We start from the raw sequence: 21,989 nt of genomic DNA on the forward strand, positions 1-21,989 counted from the left end.
CCGCTACAATGCGAAAACTGCTCACAATCCTCAACGCCATGATCAGGGACCAAAAACCATGGCAACCCGCTTGAAATACAAGACAGTCGCTCTCCCCGTATAGCGACGGGGAGAGGGGGCTGTCCGCAACGTGGCTCATTTCCTGCAAAGTTTGTGATTTGCGAAATCATCGGCAGCGGGTGTCCTTCTCCCCGTCACTATACGGGGAGAAGTGCCCGGCAGGGCGATGAGGGGCGGCGCCAACATTGATGGAAAACAGCCTGCCAGGCCCGCCTCAAATCGTCTGTTTCTTGCCATCCTTCGTCGGCATCAGGTCGACGCCGTTGATCTTGCCGATATGGGTCGCCAGCATCGGCACGAACTGCTCGGTCGGGCCGGTGGCGTGAGCGCCGGCGAAGGAATTCTTGGTGGCGTTGCCGAGCGGGTTGGCGATGCCGGCCGCGCCCGCCATGGACTCCAGATAGGTCAGGTCCTTGAAGGCGTTGGCGATGGTGAATTTATGGGCGTCGCGGTCGCCCTCCAGCGTCCAGCGCATGAAGGTCTGGTAGAAGGGGCAGTCCATGCGGCCGTTGCGGATGACGCTGTCGAAGCGCGGTGGCGAGATGCCGACCTTTTCAGCCAGCGCCAAGGCCTCGGAATAGATGGCGGCGTAGCCGAGCGAGATGAAATTGTTGAGCAGCTTCATGCGGTGGCCATCGCCGGTGTCGCCGATATGGACGATGCGGCCAGCCCAGGTTTCGATCACCGGCTTCACCCTGGCAAAGACGGCGTCGGGCGCGCCGACCATGGCGTCGAGAGTGCCTTCCCAGGCTTCCTTCGGCGTGCGGCTCAACGGCGCGTCGACATAGTCGATACCAAGCGCCTTGAGTTCGGCCGCAAGGGCCACGGTGGAGACCGGGTCCGAGGTCGAGCAATCAATGACGATCGAGCCTTTCTTCAAGCCTTCCTTGAGGCCGCCGGGGCCGCGGATGATGGCTTCCACTTCGCGCGAACCGGTGACGCAGATGAAGACGATATCGGATGCCGCCGCGACGTCGCGCGACGACGTCGCTTCCTGGGCACCCCGGCCCAGAAGGTCTTCCGCCGGCTTGCGGTTCTTGCGGCCAAGGAATGTCAGGGGATAGCCCTTGTCGACGATGTTCTTGGCGATGCCGTGTCCCATCAGGCCAAGGCCGATGAAGCCGATCTTTTCGCGCGCGGCGGTGGTGTTCATGTCATCCGTCCTGTCGGGGATTATCGATAATTGCGCTGTCGTTTTAGCCTTGAGTGGTTGCGAAATGCAATATTGTCTGACAATAGACGGGAATTCCAGAGCCTGCGAGGAGACCAGAATGACGAAGCGCATCATGTTCACCGGCGGCAGCGGCAAGGCTGGGCGCCATGTCGTGCAATATCTTGTCGAGCAGGGTTGCCAGGTGCTCAACATCGACACCAGGCCGCTCGACAATCCCAAGGTCCGCACGCTGATCACCGACATCACCGACAGCGGGCAGGTATTCAACGCGCTGTCGAGCTATATGGGCCTGCATGAATTCGATCCGTCGCTGCGTCCCCAGCCGGTCGACGCGGTGGTGCACTTCGCCGCCATCCCGCGCATCATGATCACGCCCGACAATGAGGTGTTCCGCATCAACGCGATGGGCACCTATAACGTCATCGAAGCCGCGGTGAAACTTGGCATCCGCAAGGTCATCATCGCCTCTTCAGAGACGACCTACGGGCTCGTTTTCGCCAACGAGCCGCGCAACCCCACGCATTTCCCGCTCGACGAGGAGTATGACGTCGACCCGATGGACAGCTACGCGCTGTCCAAGGTCGTCAACGAGAAGACGGCGCGTGCCTTCGCGCTGCGCAGCGGCATCGACATCTATGCCTTGCGCATCGGCAATGTCATCGAACCGCATGAATACCAGTTGTTCCCGAAATGGTTCGCCGATCCGGGTTTCCGCAAGCGCATTGCCTGGAGCTATGTCGATGCGCGCGACCTTGGCCAGATCACGCTGCGCGCCATCGAGAAGGATGGGCTCGGCTACCAGGTGTTCAACGCCGCCAATGACGACACCTCGTCGGACCTGCCGACGGCGGAGCTGCTGGAGCGCTTTTATCCCGGCGTGCCGGTCAAGGGCGAGTTAGGCGAATACGAGACGCTGCTGTCGAACCGCAAGGCCCGCGACATGCTCGGCTTCCGCCCGGAGCACAGCTGGCGCAAGTATGTCAAAACGGCCTGAGCGAGCGAGCAAACCGGGCTGGGCTGTGCATAGCGGCGGGCTTTGCGGCCCAACCGCCCGGGGGTGCTTGACAGCTTTCGCAAACCGGCCTTTCTGAAGTGTATGCGGGACGCAAAGCCGAACAAGGAAAAATCGCCAAAAAGGGCGACAGCCGCCGAACGGTCCTCCGGTGTTCGCCGGCCCGACGCGCCGCGTATTCCTGGCGCCAGCGTGCACACGTCGCTGGCGAGCGAAATTGGCCTGAGGATCGTGCGCGGCGACTATCCGCCCGGCACCATCCTGCCCAATGAAGCGAAGTGGTCGGAGACTTTCAACGTCAGCCGCTCGGCGGTGCGCGAGGCGATCAAGATGCTGATGGCCAAAAGCCTGCTTGCCTCACGCCCCAAGATCGGCAGTTGGGTCGAGCCCAAGGAGCGCTGGAACCTGCTCGATCGCGACGTGCTCGCCTGGTACGCGACCTCGCCGGATCGGGAAGTCTTCCTCAAGACGGTACAGGAGTTCCGCCACATCATCGAGCCGGAAGCGACGGCATTCGCCGCCATGCGGCGGACCGACGAGCAGATGGTCGAGATCAGCCAGGCCTGCCGCGAGATGGGGGAGGCGGCCAGCCTGCAGGAGCGCACGCGTGCCGACACGCGATTCCACCTCGCCATTCTGCGGGCCTCCGGCAACGACCTTTTGGTGCCGCTCGGCGTGCTGATCGAATCCGCCTTCGACCATCTCTTCACCTATACGACGCGGGCGGTGGACGACCTGAACTACGCGCAGAAACTGCATGAGGCGATCGAGAAGAACATCCGCCTGCAGCGGCCGGACGCGGCGCGCGCCGCGGTGCGGAAACTGCTCGCCAACACCGACCACGTGATCAAATCACGCTAAGCCCGAGCTGACTGCTAATCCTCTTTTTCGCGGCCGAAGGCCACGCGCAGTTCGTCCTTGGCGCGCTCGAGCACTTGTCTGCGTGCGGCGGGCAGGTTCTTGCCGGCGCGGTTGATGTAGAAATTCAGCATCGACATGGCGGACTGGAATGGTTCGGCCTTGCGGCGATGACTGTGTTCGGCCGAGCGCTTGAGCGATGTGGCGATTTTCTTGGCATCGTCGGATTCGAAGATATGATCCTCGATATCCATCGCGTCGCTGTGCTCGGTCACTTCGGCCGACCATTTCTTCTTGGTTGCGGTCATGACGGGGCTCCTTTGCAGGTTGCTGGTCGCAAAACTCCATGGACTGGCGTCGGTTCCCGCGTCCCGCCTGCTCTGGAGCCACCGATTTGCCCGCCGTGGCGCTGCTGTAGGCCCAGAATGCGCCGATAGTGGCGGTAACGGCAGCCGATTTCGAGATCGCCGACAGGAAACGCCTTGACCCGAACCGACTTGAGCCGGCCGCCCCCCGGTATCGACAGCTCCTATGCCTGGATGCGGCTCGCCATCTCGATGCTGCTGGCGACGATCGGCGGCGTCGGCATGTGGGCCGTTGTCGTGGTGCTGCCCGCCGTGCAGGCCGAGTTCGGCATCGACCGCGCCGCGGCATCCATGCCCTACACCGCGACCATGGTCGGCTTCGCCGCCGGCAACGTGCTGGTCGGTCGGGCCATCGACCGCATGGGCTACTGGATGCCGGCACTGCTCTCGTCTGTCGCGCTCGCCGCCGGCTTCCTGCTCGCGGCGCTGTCGACATCGATCCTGCAATTCACCCTTGCCCAGGGGTTGCTGATCGGTGTCGGTACGTCGGCGATCTTCGGCCCGCTGATTGCCGACATCTCGCACTGGTTCAACCGTCGGCGCGGTGTCGCGGTGACCGCGGCCGCGGCCGGCAACTATCTTGCCGGGACGATCTGGCCGACCATCATGCCCACGCTGATGAAGGCGGAAGGCTGGCGTTTCACCTATGCGGCGATCGGTATCGTCTGCCTGGTGACCATGGTGCCGCTGGTGCTGATGCTGCGGCGCGGCGCTCCGGAGGCGGCGGCCGCCGGTTCGCCAGGAAGCCGGCTGGTGCAGCCGATCTCCTTGTCGCCCGCGACGCTGCAGGTGCTGCTGGTCGTCGCCGGCCTGGGCTGCTGCGTGGCGATGTCGATGCCGCAGGTGCATATCGTCGCCTATTGCATGGATCTCGGCTACGGCGTGGCGCACGGCGCCGACATGCTGTCGATCATGATGGCGGCGGGCGTCGTCAGCCGGCTTGCCTCGGGCTTTGTCGCCGACCGGATCGGCGGCGTGAAGACGCTGCTCATAGGCTCGGTGCTGCAGTGCCTGTCGCTGTTCTTCTACATCCCGTTCGACGGGCTCGCCTCGCTCTATGTCGTGTCGCTGGTCTTCGGCCTGTCGCAGGGCGGCATCGTGCCTTGCTACGCAATCATCGTGCGCGAGTACATGCCCGCCAGGGAAGCCGGCCAGCGCATCGGCATCGTCATGATGGCAACCATCTTCGGCATGGCGATCGGCGGTTGGATGTCGGGCTGGATTTACGACCTGACCGGCTCCTACGCCGCCGCATTCCTGAACGGCATCGCCTGGAACCTGCTCAACATACTGGCCATGGTGCTGGTGCTCTGGAAGGCAAAGCACAGGACCGCCGCAGCAGTCTGAGGCAAGGGACGGGGCGTGGCCCTCGATCACCCTCGGCTTGACAATGGCCAGTCACTGCGCGACGCCAGAGGCCGAGGGGCGCGGCAGCAGGCCGGTGAGATGACGACAGCTGGAATGATCGTATTGCAGCCGCGCTTCGGCGGCCATGCGCACGGGCCATGGCCTTGATCAAGCCGCGCTCGCGCCGCGGAGGCGGCCGCCCAACCATAGCGGACGTCGCGCGCAAGGCCGGCGTCGGCGCCATCACCGTGTCGCGCGCACTGCGCGAGCCGGAACGGGTCAGCCAAGATTTACGCCGCCAGATCCAGGCCGCTGTCGACGAACTCGGCTATGTGCCGGATCCCAATGCGCGGGCCCTGGCCTCGGCGCGTGCCGAGGTGTTCGGCGTGCTGGTGCCGTCGCTTACCAACAATGTCTTCGCCGAGGTGGTGCGCGGCATCTATGACAGCCTGTCGGACAGCCCGTTCCGGATACAGCTCGGCAACACGCATTATTCGGGGCTGGAGGAAGAGCGGCTGCTGCAGGTGTTCGGCTCCCAGCGGCCCGCGGCGCTGATCGTGGCCGGCATCGACCAGACGCCGAGCTCGCGAAAGCTCCTGGAGAATGCCGGTTGCCCGGTGGTGCAGGTCATGGAGACCGGGCCCGATCCGATCGACATGATGGTTGGTTTCTCGCATCTCGATGGCGGCAGGAGGGCGACCGAACATCTGATCGAAGTGGGGTATCGCCGCATCGGCTTCATCGGCGCGCGCATGGATCCGCGCTCGCAGCGGCGTCTGGCCGGCTACCGCGCGGCGATGGAGAAGGCCGGCCTGTTCAATCCGCGTCTGGTAACGACCACGCCGGTGCCGTCCAGCGTATCGCTTGGCCGCGACCTGTTTCGCGATGCCCTGGCCAAGATGCCGACGCTCGACGGCGTCTTCTGCAACAATGACGACATCGCACTCGGGGTGCTGTTCGAATGCCACCGCGCCGCGATCGGAGTGCCGAACACAATCGGCATCGTCGGCTTCAATGATCTTGACATGATGCAGGTGGCCTTTCCTTCGATCACCAGCGTCCGCACACATCGTTATGAAATCGGCAGGCGCGCGGTCGCCATGGCGCTGACGGCGATCGCCGGTGACAGGCCGCGGGAGCGGATCGTCGACCTCGGCTTCGAACTGCAACGGCGCGAGAGCACGGCACGCTGAAAACATTTTAGAACCTGCTGATATAACACTTTACAGCCCTTCTTGGTAGCGCTACCATTCGTCGGCGGCCTGAAGTCGAGTGTGCTGTTTATTATATATAAGCGACAGATGATCCTTGTTTATTATTGATAATATGATAGTTTCGTTGCCGCTCAAAAGAGCGGCAGGGCCCACAGGGGCGATCAGGTCGGCGCCGGCCACCTGACATGCGAGCGGGCCGGGGCAGGAGGTGCTTGGGAACGCGTCATCGTATCGCAGCCAAACAAACAAATCAGAACTGCAACTGGGAGGAATATCAATGATCAAGTCACTCGTCGGTGGCATCGTTGCCGCCACTGCATTCGTCATGTTGAGCTCGGCGGCGATGGCCGCAGGCCCAGAAATCGTCAAGGGACCAGCAGCCGAGCCGGACTGCTTCGCCCCATGGGCAACCGATACGCAATTCTTCAAGTTCCCCAAGAAGCCCGGCCCATACCGGATTGCACTTGCAAACGGCTATATCGCCAACACCTGGCGTATCCAGATGGTACAGACCGCCAAAGCCTATGCCGCACAGCCGGACGTCGCCAAGAAGCTGAAGGAATTCAAGGTTGTGTCGACCGGCGAGGATGTTCCGGCGCAGATATCCGCGATCAACAACTTCATCGATTCCGGCTTTGACGCGATCGTCGTCAACGCGCAGAATCCGACGGCCTTCGGGCCAGTCATCAAGCGCGCCAAGGAAGCGGGGGTCGTGCTCGTCGCCTTTGACAACATCCTCGACACCAAGGAGGCCATCAACGTCAATGTCGACCAGAAGGGCCTTGGCCAATTGTGGGGCAAGTGGCTGGTCTCGCATGTTCCCAATGGCGGCAAGGTGCTCGAAGTGCGCGGCGTGGCCGGCACTTCCGTGGACACGGACCGTCATGCCGGCATCCACGAGGTGCTGGACGGTTCCGGCAAGAAATGGGCCGTCACAGAGGTCGTCGGCAAATGGGACGACAGTGTGGCTCAGAAGGCGACCGCCGACGCGATCGCCACCAACGGTCCGTTCGACGGCATCACCGGCCAGGGCGGCGACACCGGCATCGTACAGGCGATGATGGACGCCAAGCATCCATTCGTGCCATTCGGCGGCGAAACGGAGAACGGCTTCCGCAAGTTCTGCGCCGCGCATGCGGCGGATGGGCTCAAATGCTCGTCAGCCGGAACTGGACCAGCCCAGGTCGCCGTCGCCATCAAAACGGCGATAGCTGCCCTTGAAGGCAATGTCGTGCCCCAGTCGGTCAAGCTGCCGTTGGCGATCGTCGAGGATCCCAACTTCAAGGCCGGCCAGGATTTCTTCCCCGACCAGTCCGACAATTTCTTCGTCGGCAATTCCTTCCCCACCTGCGGCATCAATTTCACAGCCCAGGAAATCATGGGCCAGACCAAGGAGAACAAGTAGTCGGACAGGCCGGTGGCGCGGGGGGCAAACCCGCGGCATCGGCCGCATGCGTCAATCGGAAATAGCCTGGGAGGGCTGATGGACAGCGCGGTTCCGCTCTTGCGCGTGGAAGACGTATCCAAACGCTATGGTGGCGTACGGGCGCTGGAGAAGGCTGATCTGTCGGTTTCCATCGGCAGCATCCATGCCATCCTCGGTGAAAACGGTGCCGGCAAGTCGACGCTGATCAAGGTCGTGGCCGGCGTCGTGGCCCCCGACGAGGGCCGCATGCTGTTGGATGGACGTGAGGTGACCTTCGCCTCGCCGGCGGCGGCAAACCAGGCCGGCATCGTCTGCATCTTCCAGGAGCTCTCGCTCATCCCTGAGCTCAGCGTCGCCGACAATATCGTCATCTCCGACCCGCCCAAGCGCTTCGGCATGATCGACCGCAAGGCCCAGCGCCGCATTGCGGAAGTCGCGCTGGCGCGGGCGGGCGCGGCCGACATCCATCCGCAGGCGTTGGTCAAGGACCTGCCGCTGTCACGCCGGCAGATGGTCGAGATCGCCAAGGCGCTGGCCAGGAAGCCGCGCATCCTGATCCTTGACGAAGCGACCTCGGCGCTGACAGCCGGGGATGTCTCGAAGATATTCGGTGTCCTGAAGCGGCTGCGTTCGGAAGGGCTGGCGCTGCTCTATATCTCGCATCGCATGAACGAGATCGCCGAACTCGCCGACCAGTGCACGGTGTTCCGCAATGGCCGTAACGTCGCCAGCTACAAGGCCGGCTCGAAGAGCGACAATGAGGTGGTCGAGCTGATGATCGGCCGCGAATACAGCCACATCTTCCCGCCCAAGCTGCCGGCGGCTCCGGCCAGCGTCGCCCCTAGGCTTGAGGCGCGCAAGCTCAGTTGGACGGACCGGCTGGACAATATTTCGCTGCGCGTCAGGGCGGGAGAGGTGGTCGGGCTTGGCGGGCTCGACGGCCAGGGCCAGCGCGAATTGCTGCTCGCCTTATTTGGCGTGCTGCGTGGTCTTTCCGGCCAAATCCTGGTCGACGGCAAGCCCGTGGCGATCAGCAGTCCCGCAGCCGCGAGGCAGGACGGCATCGGCATGGCGCTCATCCCTGAAGACCGCAAGACCGAAGGCCTGATGCTGCCGATGACGGTGCGCGAGAACCTGTCTTTCGCCTCGCTCGACCGGCTGTCGAAGGGCGGCATCATCGACCGCGCCGCCGAACAGCGGCTGATCGACGATATGGTTGGCCTTCTGGCGATCAAAACCGCCGGTCTCGACATTCCGGTCGGCGCGCTGTCGGGCGGCAACCAGCAGAAGGTGGTCATCGCCAAATGGCTGATGCGCCAGCCGCGCATCATCCTGCTCAACGATCCGACGCGCGGCATCGATGTCGGCACCAAACAGGAGATCTATCAGCTGATGCGCAAGCTGGCGGATGCCGGGGCGGCGATCCTGTTCTATTCGACCGACTATGACGAGCTGATCGGCTGCTGCGACCGGGTGCTGGTGCTTTACGATGGGGCGATCAAGCGCGAACTGGTCGGCGCCGAGATCACCGAGCGGGCGCTGATAGCAAGCGCGCTCAACATCCATGGCGAGGAGAGCCCGGTGGGCCTGGGAGCGGACGCGTGAAGGACTGGCGCTATTGGCTGGCCGAGCAGCGCGGAACGTTGCTCGCGCTCGGCATCTTCATCGTCATGTTCGTCATCTACACCTCGAACCATCCAGCCGGCTTCACCGCCAATGTGGTGCAGACGGCGGCGAACAAGGGCGTGCTGCTTGCCTTCGTCGCCATGGCGCAGACACTGGTGGTGATCACCGCCGGCATCGACCTGTCCGTCGGCATGATTTTCCTCCTCACCAACTGCCTGGCCTCCTGGCTTGTGGTGGGCACTCCGATCCAGACGGCGCTTGGCGTGCTTGCCGTGCTGGCGGTCGGCCTTCTGTGCGGCGCCATCAACGGCGCCGTCGTCATCTACGGACGGCTGCAGCCGATCGTCGCCACCATCGCCACAGGCGCGGTCTATTACGGCATAGGCCTTCTGCTGCGGCCGTTTCCGGGCGGTTCGGTCAATGAGGACCTGGCCGATGCGCTGACCGGCCGCGTGTTCGGCGTGGTGCCGGCGAGCCTTGTCGTGCTGCTCGCCGTCGTGCTGGTGATCTGGGTGCCGTTCAGTCGCTCGGTGCTTGGCCGCGCGGCCTATGCGGCGGGGTCGTCGGAGACGGCGGCCTATATGTCCGGCGTGCCGATCCGTCGCGGCAAGTTCGCCGCCTACGCGCTGGCCGGGCTGCTGGCCTCGATCGGTGGGCTGTTCCTGACCTTCTTCACCTATACGGGCGAGGCGGCTTATGCCAGCGGCAACGCCTACACGTTGTTCTCGATCGCCGCCGTGGTGCTGGGCGGCGTCTCGTTGTTCGGCGGCAAGGGCAGTGCCATAGGGGCGATTTTCGGCGCGCTTGCCTTCCGCACCATCGGCGACCTGTTGTTCGTGTTTGATTTCGATCCGCTCTGGCAGCCCTTGTTCCAGGGCATTATCCTGCTGGTCGCCGTCAGCCTCGGCGCCTTCGCCCTGTTTCGGGTCCGCAACCGGCTGGAGTGGTTCCTGTGAGCGAAACGACGCTTGGCGGCATTGCCGGCCGCATGCCGAAATTCATTCGTCGCGCCGATCCGGCGGTGCTGACGGCCTTTGCCTGCATCGTGGTGCTGCTGCTCCTCGGCAGCCTCTATTCGCGCAGCTTCCTGTCGCCTGAGTATCTTTTGCAGCAGCTCAAGGTGGCCGCATTTCTCGGCGTCATCGCGACCGGCATGATGCTGGTCATCCTGCTTGGCCAGATCGACCTGTCGGTGCCATGGTCGGTTGCGGCGGGAGCGATGATGGCTTGCGCGGCCGCGGCCTACGGTCCGGCCGGCGTGGCGCTGGCCATCCCGTTCGGCATCTTCTGCGGCGTGCTGATCGGCATCGTCAATGGCATCGGCGTCGCCTATCTGCGCATCCCCTCGATGATCATCACGCTCGCCACAAACGCCGTCGCGCAAGGGCTGATGGTCGTCTACACGGGGGGGTTCTCGCCACAGGATTCGGCCACGGGCGCCATGCGATATCTTGCGACAGGCTTTACCATTCCCGGCGTCCCCAACGCGGTCATCATCTGGGCGCTGATCGGTGCGGCGATGGTGTTCGTGCTGACCCGCACCGGCTTCGGCCGCACGGTCTATGGCATCGGAAACCGCGAGCGCGCGGCCTATCTCTCCGGCGTCGATACGCGGCGCGTGGTGATGATCGCCTTTGCCGTCTCCGGCGGGCTCTCCGCCTTCGGTGGCGTGCTCCTGGCCGGCTACGCGTCCAAGGCGGCACAATCGATGGGCGACGCCTACCTGCTGCCTTCGATCGCCGCCGTCGTGCTGGGCGGCACCTCGATCCTGGGCGGGCGCGGCTCCTATCTCGGCACCGTCGCCGGCGTCATCCTGATCACGCTGCTGCAATCCATCCTGTCGGTCATGCAGATGCCGGAAGCGGGACGGCAGATCATCTATGGCGTCGTCATCGTGGCCATGCTCTTGCTTTATGGCCGCGCGCCGGCAAGCCGCTGACAGTGAACGAAAGGGCAGCGCAGGCGCCGGCGGGCGCTCCCGGCTCGGCGCCTCCGGCCATCGTGGTGATGGGCGTCGCCGGCTGCGGCAAGTCGGCCGTCGGCGCCACGCTGGCCGCGGCGCTGGGTGCGGCCTTCATCGAAGGCGACAGACTGCACCCGCCTGAGAATGTCGCCCGCATGGCACGTGGCGAGCCGCTCACCGACCAGCTGCGCGAAGGCTGGCTCGATGCGATCGGCGAGCGCATCGCGGCGTCGGTTGGCAAGGGGCAAGGCGTGGTCGCCGCCTGCTCGGCGCTGAAGCGGAGTTATCGCGCACGCCTGCGCCGCTTTTGCCCTGACATCGTCTTCCTCTATCTGGAGATCGATGCCGCCACGGCCAAGCGGCGCGTCGGCAACCGCAAGGGGCATTTCATGCCGGCGAGCCTCGTCGACAGCCAGTTCGCCATCCTCGAACCGCCTGGAGCGGAAGAAGGCGCATTGACGCTCGACGCGACGCGCCCGGTTGACGAACTCGTCACCGACGCGGTCCGTTCGATACGCCGGTCATGAGGCTTCTTCGGCGCCGATGCCGACACTTGGAGCCGCCTCTGTCAGCCGCCGGCGCCCGGACCAGGACATCATCTGCTCGGGGCAATGTTTCAGGGCCTGCAGCAGACAGTCGCGCTTCAGCAGGATGTAATGCGCCTGCAAGGCAAGGTTCTTCGCTCCGTCCCTGGCTGGGTCTGTCGCCGATGTCGCCGGCAGCAGTTCGGGGCTGATCGCGGCGCGGTAGTCGCGGAAGGGAACCGCCTCGAAAGTCGACATGGCAAACAGCGCCGTCTTGCTTCTGGCGGCGAAATTCGCCGGTGCCGAGGCCAGGTGCGTCCAGCCGCTCTCGCCCATGGCGGCCTCGGTAAAGGTCGAGCCGGCATGGATGGTGTTGGTCATCAGCACAACGCCGTTCTGCCTCAGGATCTTCTGGATGCGGATCGTGACCTGATAGGCGTCGTCGCGATCGAAGACGATCCGGCTTTTCAGGAACCGGTTTTCGACACGGACCATCGCCGGGTTGAGAAAGCGCATGCCGAAAGGCGTTTCCGACACGCCATGCGTGTTGACGCTCACCTGATGCGCTTCGATGCCGGCCTCATGCAAGGCGCGCTTGCCGATGATGGTCTGGGCGGTGAACTGATCACACCAGAGGATGGCGCCGTGGCCGCGCCGCAGGGCGGCCTGCAGTCCGTCGAGCCCTTCCAACCGGATCACAGGTGACCAGCGTCTGGCAGCCAGATGCGCGGCAAGCTGCAAGCGGCGGCGATGGTGCGCGGCGAGCAAGGCCTCGAACAGCTTGCGCGCGTCGATGCCGTCGCCAAGCACGGCGCGCACGGCGCCGGCATAACCGGAAAAGTCCTTGCGCATATGGCGCTTCAGGCGAAGCCGGGACGCCCGGTCGCAGATCGGCGCCCACCAGCGCACCGGCAGCATCGCCGCGACCGCCAGATAGAAGACGGCAAGCAGGCTTTCGCGAAAATCCCGGTTGGAAAAGCGGCGCAGCCTGCCGGGATGAACCAGCTTGCGGCTGAAGAAGCGCACATGCTCGGCATATTCCGGGACAAAGATGTCGGCGATGATTTCGGTGCGAAAGCCGGCAGCCGATGGCTGCTTGCGGGCGGCTTTTCGGGATTTCGTGAACCTCGGCAGCCTCATCCACCGGCTCTAGATCTGGGATGTCAACTCGACCGGAAAATCATCATTGTCGGCATCGCGCATGGCGGCGAGGCTGCGATTGTCCAGCACCTCGGCGATTGCCTGGCGCACTTCCAGCATCATGTGCCGGACTTGGCAGGTGGCCTCGTCGCAGTCCTCGCAGCGCTGATATTGCGTGCGGCTGGCGCAAGGGATCGGCGCCAGCGGCCCGTCGAGCACGCGTACGACGTGGCCGATCTTGATCTCGGAGGCGGGGCGGGCGAGGCGATAGCCGCCTTCCTTGCCCTTGCGGCTTTGGACGAAGCCGGCATTGCGCAATTCGCCCAGGATGGCGTCGAGGAATTTCTTCGGGATGTTGTTGGCGACGGCAATGTCGTTGACGAAGGCCAATTGGCCAACCGGAAGGCTGGAAAGATGCACGAGGGCCTTGAGGCCGTATTTGCCTTTTTTCGTCAGCATGCCCAAGTCAACCCGCTAAAAACCCCAACCACCCCGCATCTGGCGGCTGTTTGTGTGTAAATGATGACGCTTTTCCCGCGCGCTGCCGTTTCGCGACAACAAGCCGCCGGATGGCACGTTAGGCGCAAACGCGTTGATTCTTTGTAACGTTTTGCACTGCCCCGGCAGAGTCCCGGCCGGAACCGGTTGCCGGCACATAAACGAAAAAGCCGGCAAAGCGCCGGCTCTCTCATCGCGTCTCGGTGCCGCGGCTCTCAGCGGCTGCCATAGGCCTGGTCGAGCAGGCCGCCGGCGGCGAAATGCTCTTTCTGGATCTTGTCCCAGCCGCCGAAGACATCTTCCACCGTCAGCAGCCGAACATCGGGGAAATCGGCCTTGTATTTGGCGGCGACGGCGGAGTCGCGGGCCCTCAGGCCATTTTCGGCGGCTATATCCTGACCCTCTGGCGTGTAAAGGAAGTCGAGATAGGTCTTGGCCAGATCACGCGTGCCGTGCTCGTCGGCGACCTTGTCGACGATCGCCACCGGGAACTCCGCCAAAAGGCTGACCGAGGGCGTGACCTGCTCGAACTTGTCGTTGCCATATTCCTTGCGGATGCCGCGCGTTTCGGACTCGAACGTGATCAGCACGTCGCCGATCTCGCGCTGCACGAAGGTGGTGGTCGCGGCGCGCCCGCCAGTATCGAAGATCGCCACGTTGTTGAACAGCTTGGTGATGAACTCCTTCACCTTGGCGTCGTCGCCCTTGAAGGCTTCCTTGGCGTAGGCGGTCGCCGCCAGATAGGTGTAGCGCGCATTGCCCGAGGTTTTCGGGTTTGGGAAGATCACCTGCACGTCGTCGCGCACCAGATCGTTCCAGTCCTTGATGTGTTTGGGATTGCCGGCGCGCACCAGGAAAGAGGGCAGCGAATAGAAAGGCGAGGCGTTGTCGGGAAAATGCTTCTGCCAGTCGGCGGAGACGAGCCCCTTCTTGACCAGGAAGTCGACGTCGGTGACCTGGTTGAAGGTGACGACATCGGCGCCAAGGCCTTCGGCGATGGCGCGCGCCTGCGCCGAGGTGCCGGCATGCGACTGGTCGATAGTCACGCTGGGATGTTTCTCGATGAAGGCCTTGTTGATCTGGACGAACAGTTCGCGGCCGACGTCGTAGGAAGCATTGAGCAGCTTGTCGGCCGACCAGGCTTGGGAGGATGCGAGGACGAGACCAGCAAAAGCTGCGATGCCGAGGAAAAATCGCTTCATGAAAACAGACTCCGGATGCAATGCGTGTATGGCTTGAAGATAGCCGTGTCGCACAGTGTAGGGCGAGGCATGGTCTCGAGACAGATTGGCTGCGCTTGGAAAAACCTTCTCTGAAATAACCTGTTCGTAGGATTCCATTCAAACGGCGTTTGCTTAATGGGCTTCGGAAACCGATCCTCCCAGACCGGCTCAGCAACGAAATAGATACACATTGTGTATGCGGCATGCTACGGTAGAGAGCAGGAGCCATCATGACCAAAAGCACAGCTGAGACCCATGCCAAGCCTGTCAATCTTCGCATCCGAGAGGATATACGCGTGGTGATTGACCGCGCCGCCAAAATACGTGGGAAAACCCGCTCGGACTTCATGATCGATGCCGCCTATCGTGCCGCCGAGGACACGCTGCTCGATCAAACATTGATCAAGGTGGATGCGGAGAGTTACCAGCACTATCTCGACATCCTGGACGAACCGCCAAGCGGCGAAGGGTTTGCACGCCTTATGAACGCAAGCAGGCCATGGCAGGGGTGATGCTGTCGGCGCCCACGCCGCTGATCGAACACCACGACATTGAACTTTTCCAGAGCGGGACGGAAAGCCTCGATCAATGGCTTCGACGCAGGGCGCGGGCCAATCAGATCAGTGGTGCATCACGGACTTACGTGGTGGCGGAAGGAGCGCGCGTCGTTGGCTATTATTGTCTCTCTTCGGGCGCGCTCGATCTGGCGGAAGCACCGGGCGCCGTTCGCCGCAACATGCCAGATCCCATTCCAATGGTCGTACTCGGACGTCTCGCCGTCGACGCCAGTTGGCAAGGAAAAGGCCTAGGTGTGGCGCTCTTGCAAGATGCTGTTCTGCGAGCCGGTCAAGCCGCGGCGATCCTGGGGATTCGTGGCATTTTCGTTCATGCGCTATCGGACGAGGCAAAAGCCTTCTACGAATATCATGGCTTTGCGGCTTCCCCTAGAAATCCAATGACCTTGGTGCTTTCCTTGAAAGGCACGTCGAGCTAGCTCGCCGGAAACAGCTTCCAGCGTCCAGGCCTGAAAGCAACCCGGCTTTTCTGCGCCGCCGGGTGGTCGACGGGCAACTCTATCTCCACCCGCTGGCGTTCGCCCCCGATCTCGAGCTCTACCCGCCGCGTGCCGGCGACGCGGCGGCTAGCGGCCACCGTGCCGGCGATGCAGCCGCTGCAGCCGTCCAGCAGTTCGACATCGTGCGGGCGGAAGTACAGCGTCGCATCGCCCGAAGGGGCATGCGGCGCCGACAGCCCGATCGGACGGTCGGCGAGCCAGATCTCGCCATTCTCGACCTTGACCGGAAGCGAGCTCGATTCGCCGATGAAGCCGTAGACGAAGGGAGAGTTTGGGGTGTCGTAGATGTCGTCGGCGGTGCCGACCTGCTCGATGCGGCCCTGGCTCATCACCACGACGCGATCGGCAAGCTCCAGCGCCTCTTCCTGGTCATGGGTGACGAAGACCGTGGTGTGGCCGGTGCGGTCGTGGATTTCGCGCAGCCAGCGGCGGAGTTCGCGGCGCACCTGCGCATCGAGTGCGCCGAACGGCTCGTCGAGCAGCAGCACCTTGGGTTCGATCGCCATGGCGCGCGCCAACGCGACACGCTGGCGCTGGCCGCCGGAGAGCTGCGCCGGATAGCGTTTCTCCAACCCTGAAAGCTGGACGAGATCGAGAAGCTCGGAGGCACGGCGGCGGATTTCCGCCGCCGGCGGGCGCGTCGGTCCGTGCCGGACCTTGAGGCCGAAACCGATATTATCGGCCACCGTCATATGGCGAAACAGCGCGTAATGCTGGAAGACGAAGCCGACATTGCGATCCTGGATCGATTTCTGCGAGGCGTCCTCGTCGCCGAAGAAGATCTTTCCGCGCGTCGGCCGCTCCAGCCCGGCGATGAGCCGCAGCAAGGTCGTCTTGCCAGACCCCGATGGCCCAAGCAACGCGATCAGCTCGCCGGACTTGATGTCGAGCGACACTTCGTGGAGCGCCGGAAAACGCTCGAACTCCTTGCGCACATTGGCAACGCGAACTTCCATCAACAGTCCCTTTGTAGTGGATGCATGCCTTTATCCCAAACCGGTAGCCGCTTTGGGCGGCATGCGTTTGTCAGTGTCCGCGCGTCGCGGCGAGTTCGGCGCCGTAACGCATCTCGAGCAATGTTTTCAACACCAGCGTGACGAGCGCCAGCCCGGCAAGCAACGAGGCGACGGCGAAGGCGCCGACGGCATTGTACTCGTTGTAGAGGATTTCGACATGCAGCGGCATGGTGTTGGTCAGGCCCCTGATATGGCCCGACACCACCGAAACCGCACCGAATTCGCCCATTGCGCGGGCGTTGCACAAAAGCACGCCGTAGAGCAGCCCCCATTTGACGTTGGGCAGCGTCACATACCAGAAGGTCTGCCAGCCATTGGCGCCGAGCGAGAGGGCCGCCTCCTCGTCGCCATTGCCCTGTTCCTGCATCAACGGGATCAGTTCGCGGGCGACGAAGGGGAAGGTGACGAACACGGTGGCCAACACGATACCGGGCACGGCGAACAAGATCTGGATGCCATGTGCCTTCAGCCACTCGCCAAGCAACCCCTGGGCGCCGAACAGCAGCACATAGACGAGGCCCGAGATAACGGGCGAGACCGAGAAGGGCAGGTCGATCAGCGTGGTCAGGAAAGCCTTGCCCTTGAACTCGAACTTGGCGATCGCCCAGGCGGCGGAAATGCCGAAGACGATGTTGAGCGGCACCGAGATCGCCGCCACCAGCAGCGTCAGCCGGATCGCTGAGCGCGTGTCGGCATTGCCGAGCGCTTCGGTATAGGCACCGATGCCCTTGGCGAAGGCTTCCTTGAAGACGATGACCAACGGCAAGAGTAGGAAGATGCCGAGGAAGGCGAAAGCGATGGCCATCAGCACGGCCTGCGCCGGGCGGCTTTCGGTCACCGCCGCCGACCTGCTCTCGTGATGCGGCTCGTAGGATTTGATCTCGGGATCAGCCATAGCGCTTGCGGCTCCATGTCTGGACCAGGTTGACGACCAGAAGCATGATGAAGGACAGCGCGAGCATGATCGCCGCGGTCGCGGTCGCCGCGGGGTAGTTGTACTCCTCGAGCCGGATGACGATCAGCAGCGGCGCGATCTCGGATTTGTAAGGCAAGTTGCCGGCGATGAAGATGACCGAGCCGTACTCGCCGACGCCGCGGGCAAAGGCCAGCGCGAAGCCGGTGACGATGGCCGGTGCCAGGCCTGGAAACAGCACACGGATGATGATCTGGAACCGGTTGGCGCCAAGCGTGGCGGCGGCTTCCTCTACCTCCTCGTCGATTTCCTCCATGATCGGCTGCACGGTGCGCACGACGAAGGGCAGGCCGATGAAGACCAGCGCGATGATGATGCCTGATGGTGTGTAGGCGACCTTGATGCCAAGCGGCGCCAGCAGATGGCCGACCCAGCCGTTCGGCGCGTAGAGGGTGGTCAGCGCGATGCCGGCGACCGCCGTCGGCAGCGCGAAGGGCAGGTCGACCATGGCATCGACGACGCGCCGGCCGGGAAAGCGGTAGCGCACCAGGACCCAGGCGACGAGCGTGCCGAAGACGACATTGACGGCAGCCGCGACGAAGGCGGTGCCGAAACTGATTTCCAGCGCGTTGATCGTGCGGCGATCGGTGGCGATCGCCCAGAACTCGGTCCAGCCAAGGGCGGCCGAGCGCCAGATCAGCCCGGATAGCGGAATGAGGATGATGAGGGTGAGGTAGGCAAGCGAGAAGCCGAGCGTCAATCCGAAACCCGGAATGACGCTCGGCTGCTTGAACCGCCACCCCGTCTGGGCGGGTGCTGTGGCCATGGAATTCTGGATCGTCCCTTTTTAGTCAACCAGATTGCGGACCGGGCAGATTGCGGACCGGGCAGATTGCGGACCGGGCGGATTGCGGACCGGGCGGATTGCGGACCAGACTTTCACCGCTTGAGAGAGGCGAGCCTGCCGGACTTCCCCTCTCGCCATCGCGGCCTTATTTTGGCTTATAGATCTGGTCGAATATACCACCGTCGCCGAAATGGTAAGGCTGTGCCTTCTTCCAGCCGCCGAACTGCGGGTCGTCGATGGTCACCAGCTTGATAGGCGGCAGCTTGGCGAGATCCTCGGCTGGCACCAGATCGGGCTTGGCGGGACGATAGTGGTTCTTGGCGATGATGGTCTGCGCTTCCTTGGAGTAGAGCCAGCCCAGATAGGCTTCGGCGACCTTGCGCGTGCCCTTGGCATCGACATTGGCGTCAACCACCGCAACCGGCGGCTCGGCAAGGATCGAGGTCGGCGGATAGACGATGTCGAAATTGTTGGCGCCGAACTCGTCGAGTGCCAGATAGGCCTCGTTTTCCCAGGCGATCAGCACATCGCCGAGCCCTTTCCGCGCGAAGGTCACCGTCGAGCCGCGCGCGCCCGTATCGAGCACCGGGGCGTTGGCGTAGAGCTTGCCGACGAATTCCTTGGTCTTGGCTTCGTCGCCGCCATCATTGGCTTTGGCGTAGGCCCAGGCGGCCAGATAATTCCAGCGCGCGCCGCCGGAGGTCTTGGGGTTCGGCGTGATCACCTGGACGCCGTCCTTGACGAGGTCGCTCCAGTCATGAATGCCCTTGGGATTGCCCTTGCGGACCAGGAAGATGATGGTCGAAGTGTAAGGCGCTGAATTGTTTTCGAATTTCGTACGCCAGTCTGGATTGATCTTCCGTGTCTTCGAGACGATGGCGTTTATGTCGCCTTCGAGCGCCAGCGTCACCACATCGGCGTCGAGGCCATCGATCACGGCACGGGCCTGAGCGCCCGATCCGCCATGCGACTGCTGGATGGTCACCGTCTCGCCGGTCTCGGCCTTCCAGTGCGCCGTGAAGGCCTCGTCATAGGCTTTGTACAACTCGCGTGTCGGATCGTAGGACACGTTGAGAATGGTGGTGTCGGCAAACGCGAAACCGAGCGTGCCGAACTGGACAGATGTGGCGATCAGCGCGCCGAGCAGTTTCATGAAATGAGGTTTGGTCATTTCTGCCTCCGTTGAACCCATGCCAAGTCTACGGAATTGGTAGAATTTAGATGCAATTATTGTTGCCTTTGTTGTCCTTCTGAAGAAAATCTTTGACGACCTTTGGCGACGTCGGGAAATATTTTCCTCGCTGCCGCCCTGCGCAAAGCCGGCGTCCGCCATCGCCCCTATCTAGAGATGGGCAGGTCCGGGGCAAGGCCGTTTAGGGTTGGTGCGGGCCGGTTGGTCGGCGGTTACCGGGAAATCGAAGCGCTGGCTCGCGAACGGTTCGTTCGAGCGGATGGTGCGCGGTTTCGCTCGTCAGCGCGCAAAAGCCAAGGCGCTGAATCGCATAGAGCATTCTATTCAAGGAACGCTTTCACTGGACAAACACTTTCACGCTGGCCGCCCGTCCCACGGCGTCGATCACGGTCAGCGTCGAATAGCCGGCACCGTCCGGCAGCCAGGTCGCCGTGCGGCGGCGGTCGATGCCGGTGAGCGGCTTGCCGTTGGCCAGCCAGCGGAACGGCGCGCGGCCGCCTTGCAGCTTGAGCACCAGCGGCGTGGCATCGGCCGAGTTGGTGCCGAGATCGACACGGGCGCCGTTGGGCGGAAAGATGATGGTCGGCGCGGGCTCGGTCGGCGCCGCCTGTACCAGGCCGTCCGCACCGGCGCCGAAGCGGGCGAGCGTCACCGGCAGGTCCTCGCGCCTGGGGGTGAAGGAGCCGGGCGGCTTGCCGGGCAATGGGACGGTGGCGAGACCCGATCGGACAAAGCCCTCGAACAAGATCGGCGCGGCCGAGACGTAGCCCGAGAGGCCTGGCACGGCGCCAGCATCGGGACGACCGACCCAGACACCCAGCACATAGCGGCCATCGAAGCCGACCGACCAGGCGTCGCGGTAGCCGTAGGAGGTGCCGGTCTTGTAGGCGATGCCGCGCTGCGAGGCGCCTTCCGGCGGCTTGACGCCTGACAATATGTCGATGATCTGCCAGTTGGCCTGGTCGTTCAGAATGGTGGCGGTCGAGCTTTCGGCATTGGCCGGCTCGGTGCCGTCACGCAGCGAGTGCGTCTTGCCGCCATTGGCGAGCCCCGTATAGAGCTGGACGAGATCGCGCAGCGTGACGCCGACGCCGCCGAGGCCGATGGCGAGGCCCGGCGCCTCGTTGACCGGCAGGATCGGATTTACGCCCGCCTGGCGAAAACGCGCCGTCAGCCGCGCCGGACCGACCGCGTCGAGGACGCGGATCGCCGGCACGTTGAGCGACAATTGCAGCGCCTGGCGGATCGAGACATCGCCCTGGTAGCCCATGTCGAAATTCTTCGGCCTGTAGCCGCCGAAATCGACGGGGCTGTCCTCGATCAGCGTTTCCTGCGCCACCAGCCCCTGTTCGAAGGCGAGGCCGTAGATGAACGGTTTCAGCGTCGAGCCGGGCGAACGTACCACCTTGGTCATGTCGATCCAGCCGGAACGGCTGGCGTCGAAGAAGTTGGCCGAGCCGACTTCGCCCAGAATGTCGCCGGTGCGGGAATCGGCCAGCACCATGGCGACGGAGAGACGCGGCCCAAGCTTGGCGGCGGCGTCGCGCGCCACCTGTTCGAGACCCTGCTGGACGCTTTTGCGGATCGTCAGCTTGAGCGGCTGTCCGGGCACCGCCTTGGGCAGCATCGCAAAGGAGGCATGTGCCGCCAGCGCCGGCAAGGTGCGGCGCAGGCCCGACACATCGTCGAGTGCTGCGCGTCTCGCCTCGCGCTCGCCGATCAGGCCCGAAGAGACCATGCGACTCAGCACACGGTCGCGGGCGGCATGGGCGATCTCTAGGTTGCGGTCCGGCCGGCGCTTTTCCGGTAATTGGGGCAGGGCGACGAGCAGCGCGGCTTCAGAGACGGTGAGCCGCTTCGGCTCCTTGCCGAAATAGGCGAGCGAGGCGGCGCGCACGCCTTCGAGGTTGCCGCCATAGGGCGCCAGGGTGAGATAGCGTTCGAGGATCTCGCGCTTGGAGAGCCGCCGCTCGATCTGGATGGCGCGCAGCATCTGCTTGATCTTGGAGCCGAGGCTGCGGCTTTCGCGCGGCTCGATCAGACGGGCAAGCTGCATGGACAGGGTCGAGCCCCCGGAAACGATGTGGCCGCTGGTGACGAGCTGGCCGGCGGCGCGGCCAAGCGCCAGCACGTCGACGCCCTCATGATCCCAGAAACGCTTGTCCTCATAGGTGACCAGCATGTCGACGAACTGCTTGTCGACCTGATCGAGGCTGGTTCCGAGCCGCCAGTAACCGTCCGGCGTGGCGAAGGCGCGCAGCAACTGGCCATCGCGGTCCTGGACCTCGGTGGAGACGGCGAGTTTTTCAGGAAGCGGGGGCGGGAAGGCGCGGTCGAGCTCCCAAAGGGCTGCCAAGGAAAGTGCCAGGAAGCCGGCGCAAGACGCTGCGGTTATGGCTGCCCGACGCAGAAATTTTCTGGAGAGCATGGCGCCGCCCCTCATTGCCCTGCCGGGCATTTCTCCCCGTATAGGGACGGGGAGAAAGAGGCCTGCGCCGAGGCTTTCGCCAATTTTC

The 21,989-nt window shown here is 63.6% G+C and carries 21 protein-coding genes; 11 read left to right on the forward strand and 10 right to left on the reverse strand.

Annotated features, from left to right (window positions below; translation table 11 throughout):
• Positions 1 to 274: 274 nt before the first annotated feature.
• Positions 275 to 1,213, reverse strand: coding sequence for an NAD(P)-dependent oxidoreductase (locus FJ958_RS27120; protein ID WP_140747769.1), 939 nt, complete (start codon positions 1,211 to 1,213; stop codon positions 275 to 277).
• Positions 1,214 to 1,331: 118 nt separating this feature from the next.
• Between FJ958_RS27120 and FJ958_RS27125 the strand changes: the two genes are divergently transcribed.
• Complete coding sequence (locus tag FJ958_RS27125; protein WP_140747771.1) at positions 1,332 to 2,228, forward strand: NAD(P)-dependent oxidoreductase; 897 nt, start codon at positions 1,332 to 1,334, stop codon at positions 2,226 to 2,228.
• A 102-nt stretch (positions 2,229 to 2,330) separates the two neighbouring features.
• On the forward strand, positions 2,331 to 3,107 hold the full coding sequence (locus tag FJ958_RS27130) for a FadR/GntR family transcriptional regulator (protein WP_140747774.1): 777 nt from the start codon (positions 2,331 to 2,333) through the stop codon (positions 3,105 to 3,107).
• Between the two features lie 14 nt (positions 3,108 to 3,121).
• Here FJ958_RS27130 and FJ958_RS27135 read toward each other — a convergent pair whose 3' ends face one another.
• Positions 3,122 to 3,412 (reverse strand): DUF3175 domain-containing protein, encoded by a 291-nt coding sequence (locus FJ958_RS27135; protein ID WP_140747777.1) that lies wholly within the window; start codon positions 3,410 to 3,412, stop codon positions 3,122 to 3,124.
• 174 nt (positions 3,413 to 3,586) lie between these two features.
• Between FJ958_RS27135 and FJ958_RS27140 the strand changes: the two genes are divergently transcribed.
• From FJ958_RS27140 to FJ958_RS27170, 7 genes are all read left to right on the forward strand, one after another.
• The gene (locus FJ958_RS27140; RefSeq protein WP_140747780.1) at positions 3,587 to 4,816 is read left to right on the forward strand and encodes an MFS transporter; all 1,230 of its coding nucleotides are present in this window, start codon (positions 3,587 to 3,589) and stop codon (positions 4,814 to 4,816) included.
• Positions 4,817 to 4,974: 158 nt separating this feature from the next.
• On the forward strand, positions 4,975 to 6,009 hold the full coding sequence (locus tag FJ958_RS27145; protein ID WP_181176534.1) for a LacI family DNA-binding transcriptional regulator: 1,035 nt from the start codon (positions 4,975 to 4,977) through the stop codon (positions 6,007 to 6,009).
• Positions 6,010 to 6,307: 298 nt separating this feature from the next.
• Positions 6,308 to 7,435 (forward strand): sugar ABC transporter substrate-binding protein, encoded by a 1,128-nt coding sequence (locus tag FJ958_RS27150; RefSeq protein ID WP_140747783.1) that lies wholly within the window; start codon positions 6,308 to 6,310, stop codon positions 7,433 to 7,435.
• A gap of 78 nt (positions 7,436 to 7,513) precedes the next feature.
• Positions 7,514 to 9,061 (forward strand): sugar ABC transporter ATP-binding protein, encoded by a 1,548-nt coding sequence (locus FJ958_RS27155; protein WP_140747786.1) that lies wholly within the window; start codon positions 7,514 to 7,516, stop codon positions 9,059 to 9,061.
• A complete protein-coding gene (locus tag FJ958_RS27160) occupies positions 9,058 to 10,038 on the forward strand; it encodes an ABC transporter permease (protein WP_140747789.1) in 981 nt (326 codons plus the stop codon). Before FJ958_RS27155 ends, FJ958_RS27160 begins: the two co-directional genes overlap by 4 nt.
• Positions 10,035 to 11,021: an ABC transporter permease gene (locus tag FJ958_RS27165; RefSeq protein ID WP_140747792.1), complete on the forward strand. Its 987-nt coding sequence runs from the start codon at positions 10,035 to 10,037 to the stop codon at positions 11,019 to 11,021. Before FJ958_RS27160 ends, FJ958_RS27165 begins: the two co-directional genes overlap by 4 nt.
• 2 nt (positions 11,022 to 11,023) lie before the next feature.
• A complete protein-coding gene (locus FJ958_RS27170; RefSeq protein ID WP_140747795.1) occupies positions 11,024 to 11,572 on the forward strand; it encodes a gluconokinase in 549 nt (182 codons plus the stop codon).
• Here FJ958_RS27170 and FJ958_RS27175 read toward each other — a convergent pair.
• The 3 genes from FJ958_RS27175 to FJ958_RS27185 form a co-directional block, all read right to left on the reverse strand.
• On the reverse strand, positions 11,567 to 12,709 hold the full coding sequence (locus FJ958_RS27175) for a hypothetical protein (RefSeq protein WP_140747798.1): 1,143 nt from the start codon (positions 12,707 to 12,709) through the stop codon (positions 11,567 to 11,569). The genes FJ958_RS27170 and FJ958_RS27175 overlap by 6 nt on opposite strands.
• A 9-nt stretch (positions 12,710 to 12,718) precedes the next feature.
• A complete protein-coding gene (locus FJ958_RS27180; RefSeq protein WP_023768256.1) occupies positions 12,719 to 13,168 on the reverse strand; it encodes an Rrf2 family transcriptional regulator in 450 nt (149 codons plus the stop codon).
• A gap of 254 nt (positions 13,169 to 13,422) precedes the next feature.
• Positions 13,423 to 14,409: a sulfate ABC transporter substrate-binding protein gene (locus FJ958_RS27185; protein WP_140747801.1), complete on the reverse strand. Its 987-nt coding sequence runs from the start codon at positions 14,407 to 14,409 to the stop codon at positions 13,423 to 13,425.
• A 248-nt stretch (positions 14,410 to 14,657) separates the two neighbouring features.
• On the opposite strand from FJ958_RS27185, the gene FJ958_RS27190 reads away from it, so the two are divergent.
• Both FJ958_RS27190 and FJ958_RS27195 read left to right on the forward strand, forming a co-directional pair.
• Positions 14,658 to 14,942, forward strand: a complete 285-nt coding sequence (locus FJ958_RS27190) for a DUF1778 domain-containing protein (protein WP_140747804.1) — start codon at positions 14,658 to 14,660, stop codon at positions 14,940 to 14,942.
• Complete coding sequence (locus tag FJ958_RS27195) at positions 14,942 to 15,424, forward strand: GNAT family N-acetyltransferase (protein ID WP_140747868.1); 483 nt, start codon at positions 14,942 to 14,944, stop codon at positions 15,422 to 15,424. The genes FJ958_RS27190 and FJ958_RS27195 overlap by 1 nt, the downstream gene beginning before the upstream one ends.
• On the opposite strand, the gene FJ958_RS27200 is transcribed toward FJ958_RS27195, so the two are convergent.
• From FJ958_RS27200 to pbpC, 5 genes are all read right to left on the reverse strand, one after another.
• A complete protein-coding gene (locus tag FJ958_RS27200) occupies positions 15,421 to 16,461 on the reverse strand; it encodes a sulfate/molybdate ABC transporter ATP-binding protein (protein ID WP_140747807.1) in 1,041 nt (346 codons plus the stop codon). The genes FJ958_RS27195 and FJ958_RS27200 overlap by 4 nt on opposite strands.
• Before the next feature lie 70 nt (positions 16,462 to 16,531).
• Entirely contained in the window at positions 16,532 to 17,416 is an 885-nt protein-coding gene (gene cysW / locus FJ958_RS27205) for a sulfate ABC transporter permease subunit CysW (RefSeq protein ID WP_140747810.1), read from the reverse strand.
• Positions 17,409 to 18,260: a sulfate ABC transporter permease subunit CysT gene (gene cysT, locus FJ958_RS27210; RefSeq protein ID WP_140747813.1), complete on the reverse strand. Its 852-nt coding sequence runs from the start codon at positions 18,258 to 18,260 to the stop codon at positions 17,409 to 17,411. The genes cysW and cysT overlap by 8 nt, the downstream gene beginning before the upstream one ends.
• A gap of 166 nt (positions 18,261 to 18,426) precedes the next feature.
• A complete protein-coding gene (locus tag FJ958_RS27215; RefSeq protein ID WP_140747816.1) occupies positions 18,427 to 19,452 on the reverse strand; it encodes a sulfate ABC transporter substrate-binding protein in 1,026 nt (341 codons plus the stop codon).
• 358 nt (positions 19,453 to 19,810) lie between these two features.
• Positions 19,811 to 21,916: a penicillin-binding protein 1C gene (pbpC, locus tag FJ958_RS27220; RefSeq protein WP_140747871.1), complete on the reverse strand. Its 2,106-nt coding sequence runs from the start codon at positions 21,914 to 21,916 to the stop codon at positions 19,811 to 19,813.
• Between the last annotated feature and the right edge of the window lie 73 nt (positions 21,917 to 21,989).

The organism is Mesorhizobium sp. B2-3-5, assembly GCF_006442395.1.
Classification (GTDB): domain Bacteria; phylum Pseudomonadota; class Alphaproteobacteria; order Rhizobiales; family Rhizobiaceae; genus Mesorhizobium.

Excerpts from the sequence above, each read along its gene's own strand:
- FJ958_RS27120 (WP_140747769.1), bottom strand. The coding sequence starts at position 1,213 with ATGAACACCACCGCCGCGCGCGAAAAGATCGGCTTCATCGGCCTTGGC.
- FJ958_RS27125 (WP_140747771.1), top strand. The coding sequence starts at position 1,332 with ATGACGAAGCGCATCATGTTCACCGGCGGCAGCGGCAAGGCTGGGCGC.
- FJ958_RS27130 (WP_140747774.1), top strand. The coding sequence starts at position 2,331 with ATGCGGGACGCAAAGCCGAACAAGGAAAAATCGCCAAAAAGGGCGACA.
- FJ958_RS27135 (WP_140747777.1), bottom strand. The coding sequence starts at position 3,412 with ATGACCGCAACCAAGAAGAAATGGTCGGCCGAAGTGACCGAGCACAGC.
- FJ958_RS27145 (WP_181176534.1), top strand. The coding sequence starts at position 4,975 with ATGGCCTTGATCAAGCCGCGCTCGCGCCGCGGAGGCGGCCGCCCAACC.
- FJ958_RS27150 (WP_140747783.1), top strand. The coding sequence starts at position 6,308 with ATGATCAAGTCACTCGTCGGTGGCATCGTTGCCGCCACTGCATTCGTC.
- FJ958_RS27155 (WP_140747786.1), top strand. The coding sequence starts at position 7,514 with ATGGACAGCGCGGTTCCGCTCTTGCGCGTGGAAGACGTATCCAAACGC.
- FJ958_RS27175 (WP_140747798.1), bottom strand. The coding sequence starts at position 12,709 with ATGAGGCTGCCGAGGTTCACGAAATCCCGAAAAGCCGCCCGCAAGCAG.
- FJ958_RS27180 (WP_023768256.1), bottom strand. The coding sequence starts at position 13,168 with ATGCTGACGAAAAAAGGCAAATACGGCCTCAAGGCCCTCGTGCATCTT.
- FJ958_RS27185 (WP_140747801.1), bottom strand. The coding sequence starts at position 14,409 with ATGAAGCGATTTTTCCTCGGCATCGCAGCTTTTGCTGGTCTCGTCCTC.
- FJ958_RS27195 (WP_140747868.1), top strand. The coding sequence starts at position 14,942 with ATGCTGTCGGCGCCCACGCCGCTGATCGAACACCACGACATTGAACTT.
- FJ958_RS27200 (WP_140747807.1), bottom strand. The coding sequence starts at position 16,461 with ATGGAAGTTCGCGTTGCCAATGTGCGCAAGGAGTTCGAGCGTTTTCCG.
- cysW (WP_140747810.1), bottom strand. The coding sequence starts at position 17,416 with ATGGCTGATCCCGAGATCAAATCCTACGAGCCGCATCACGAGAGCAGG.
- cysT (WP_140747813.1), bottom strand. The coding sequence starts at position 18,260 with ATGGCCACAGCACCCGCCCAGACGGGGTGGCGGTTCAAGCAGCCGAGC.
- FJ958_RS27215 (WP_140747816.1), bottom strand. The coding sequence starts at position 19,452 with ATGACCAAACCTCATTTCATGAAACTGCTCGGCGCGCTGATCGCCACA.
- pbpC (WP_140747871.1), bottom strand. The coding sequence starts at position 21,916 with ATGAGGGGCGGCGCCATGCTCTCCAGAAAATTTCTGCGTCGGGCAGCC.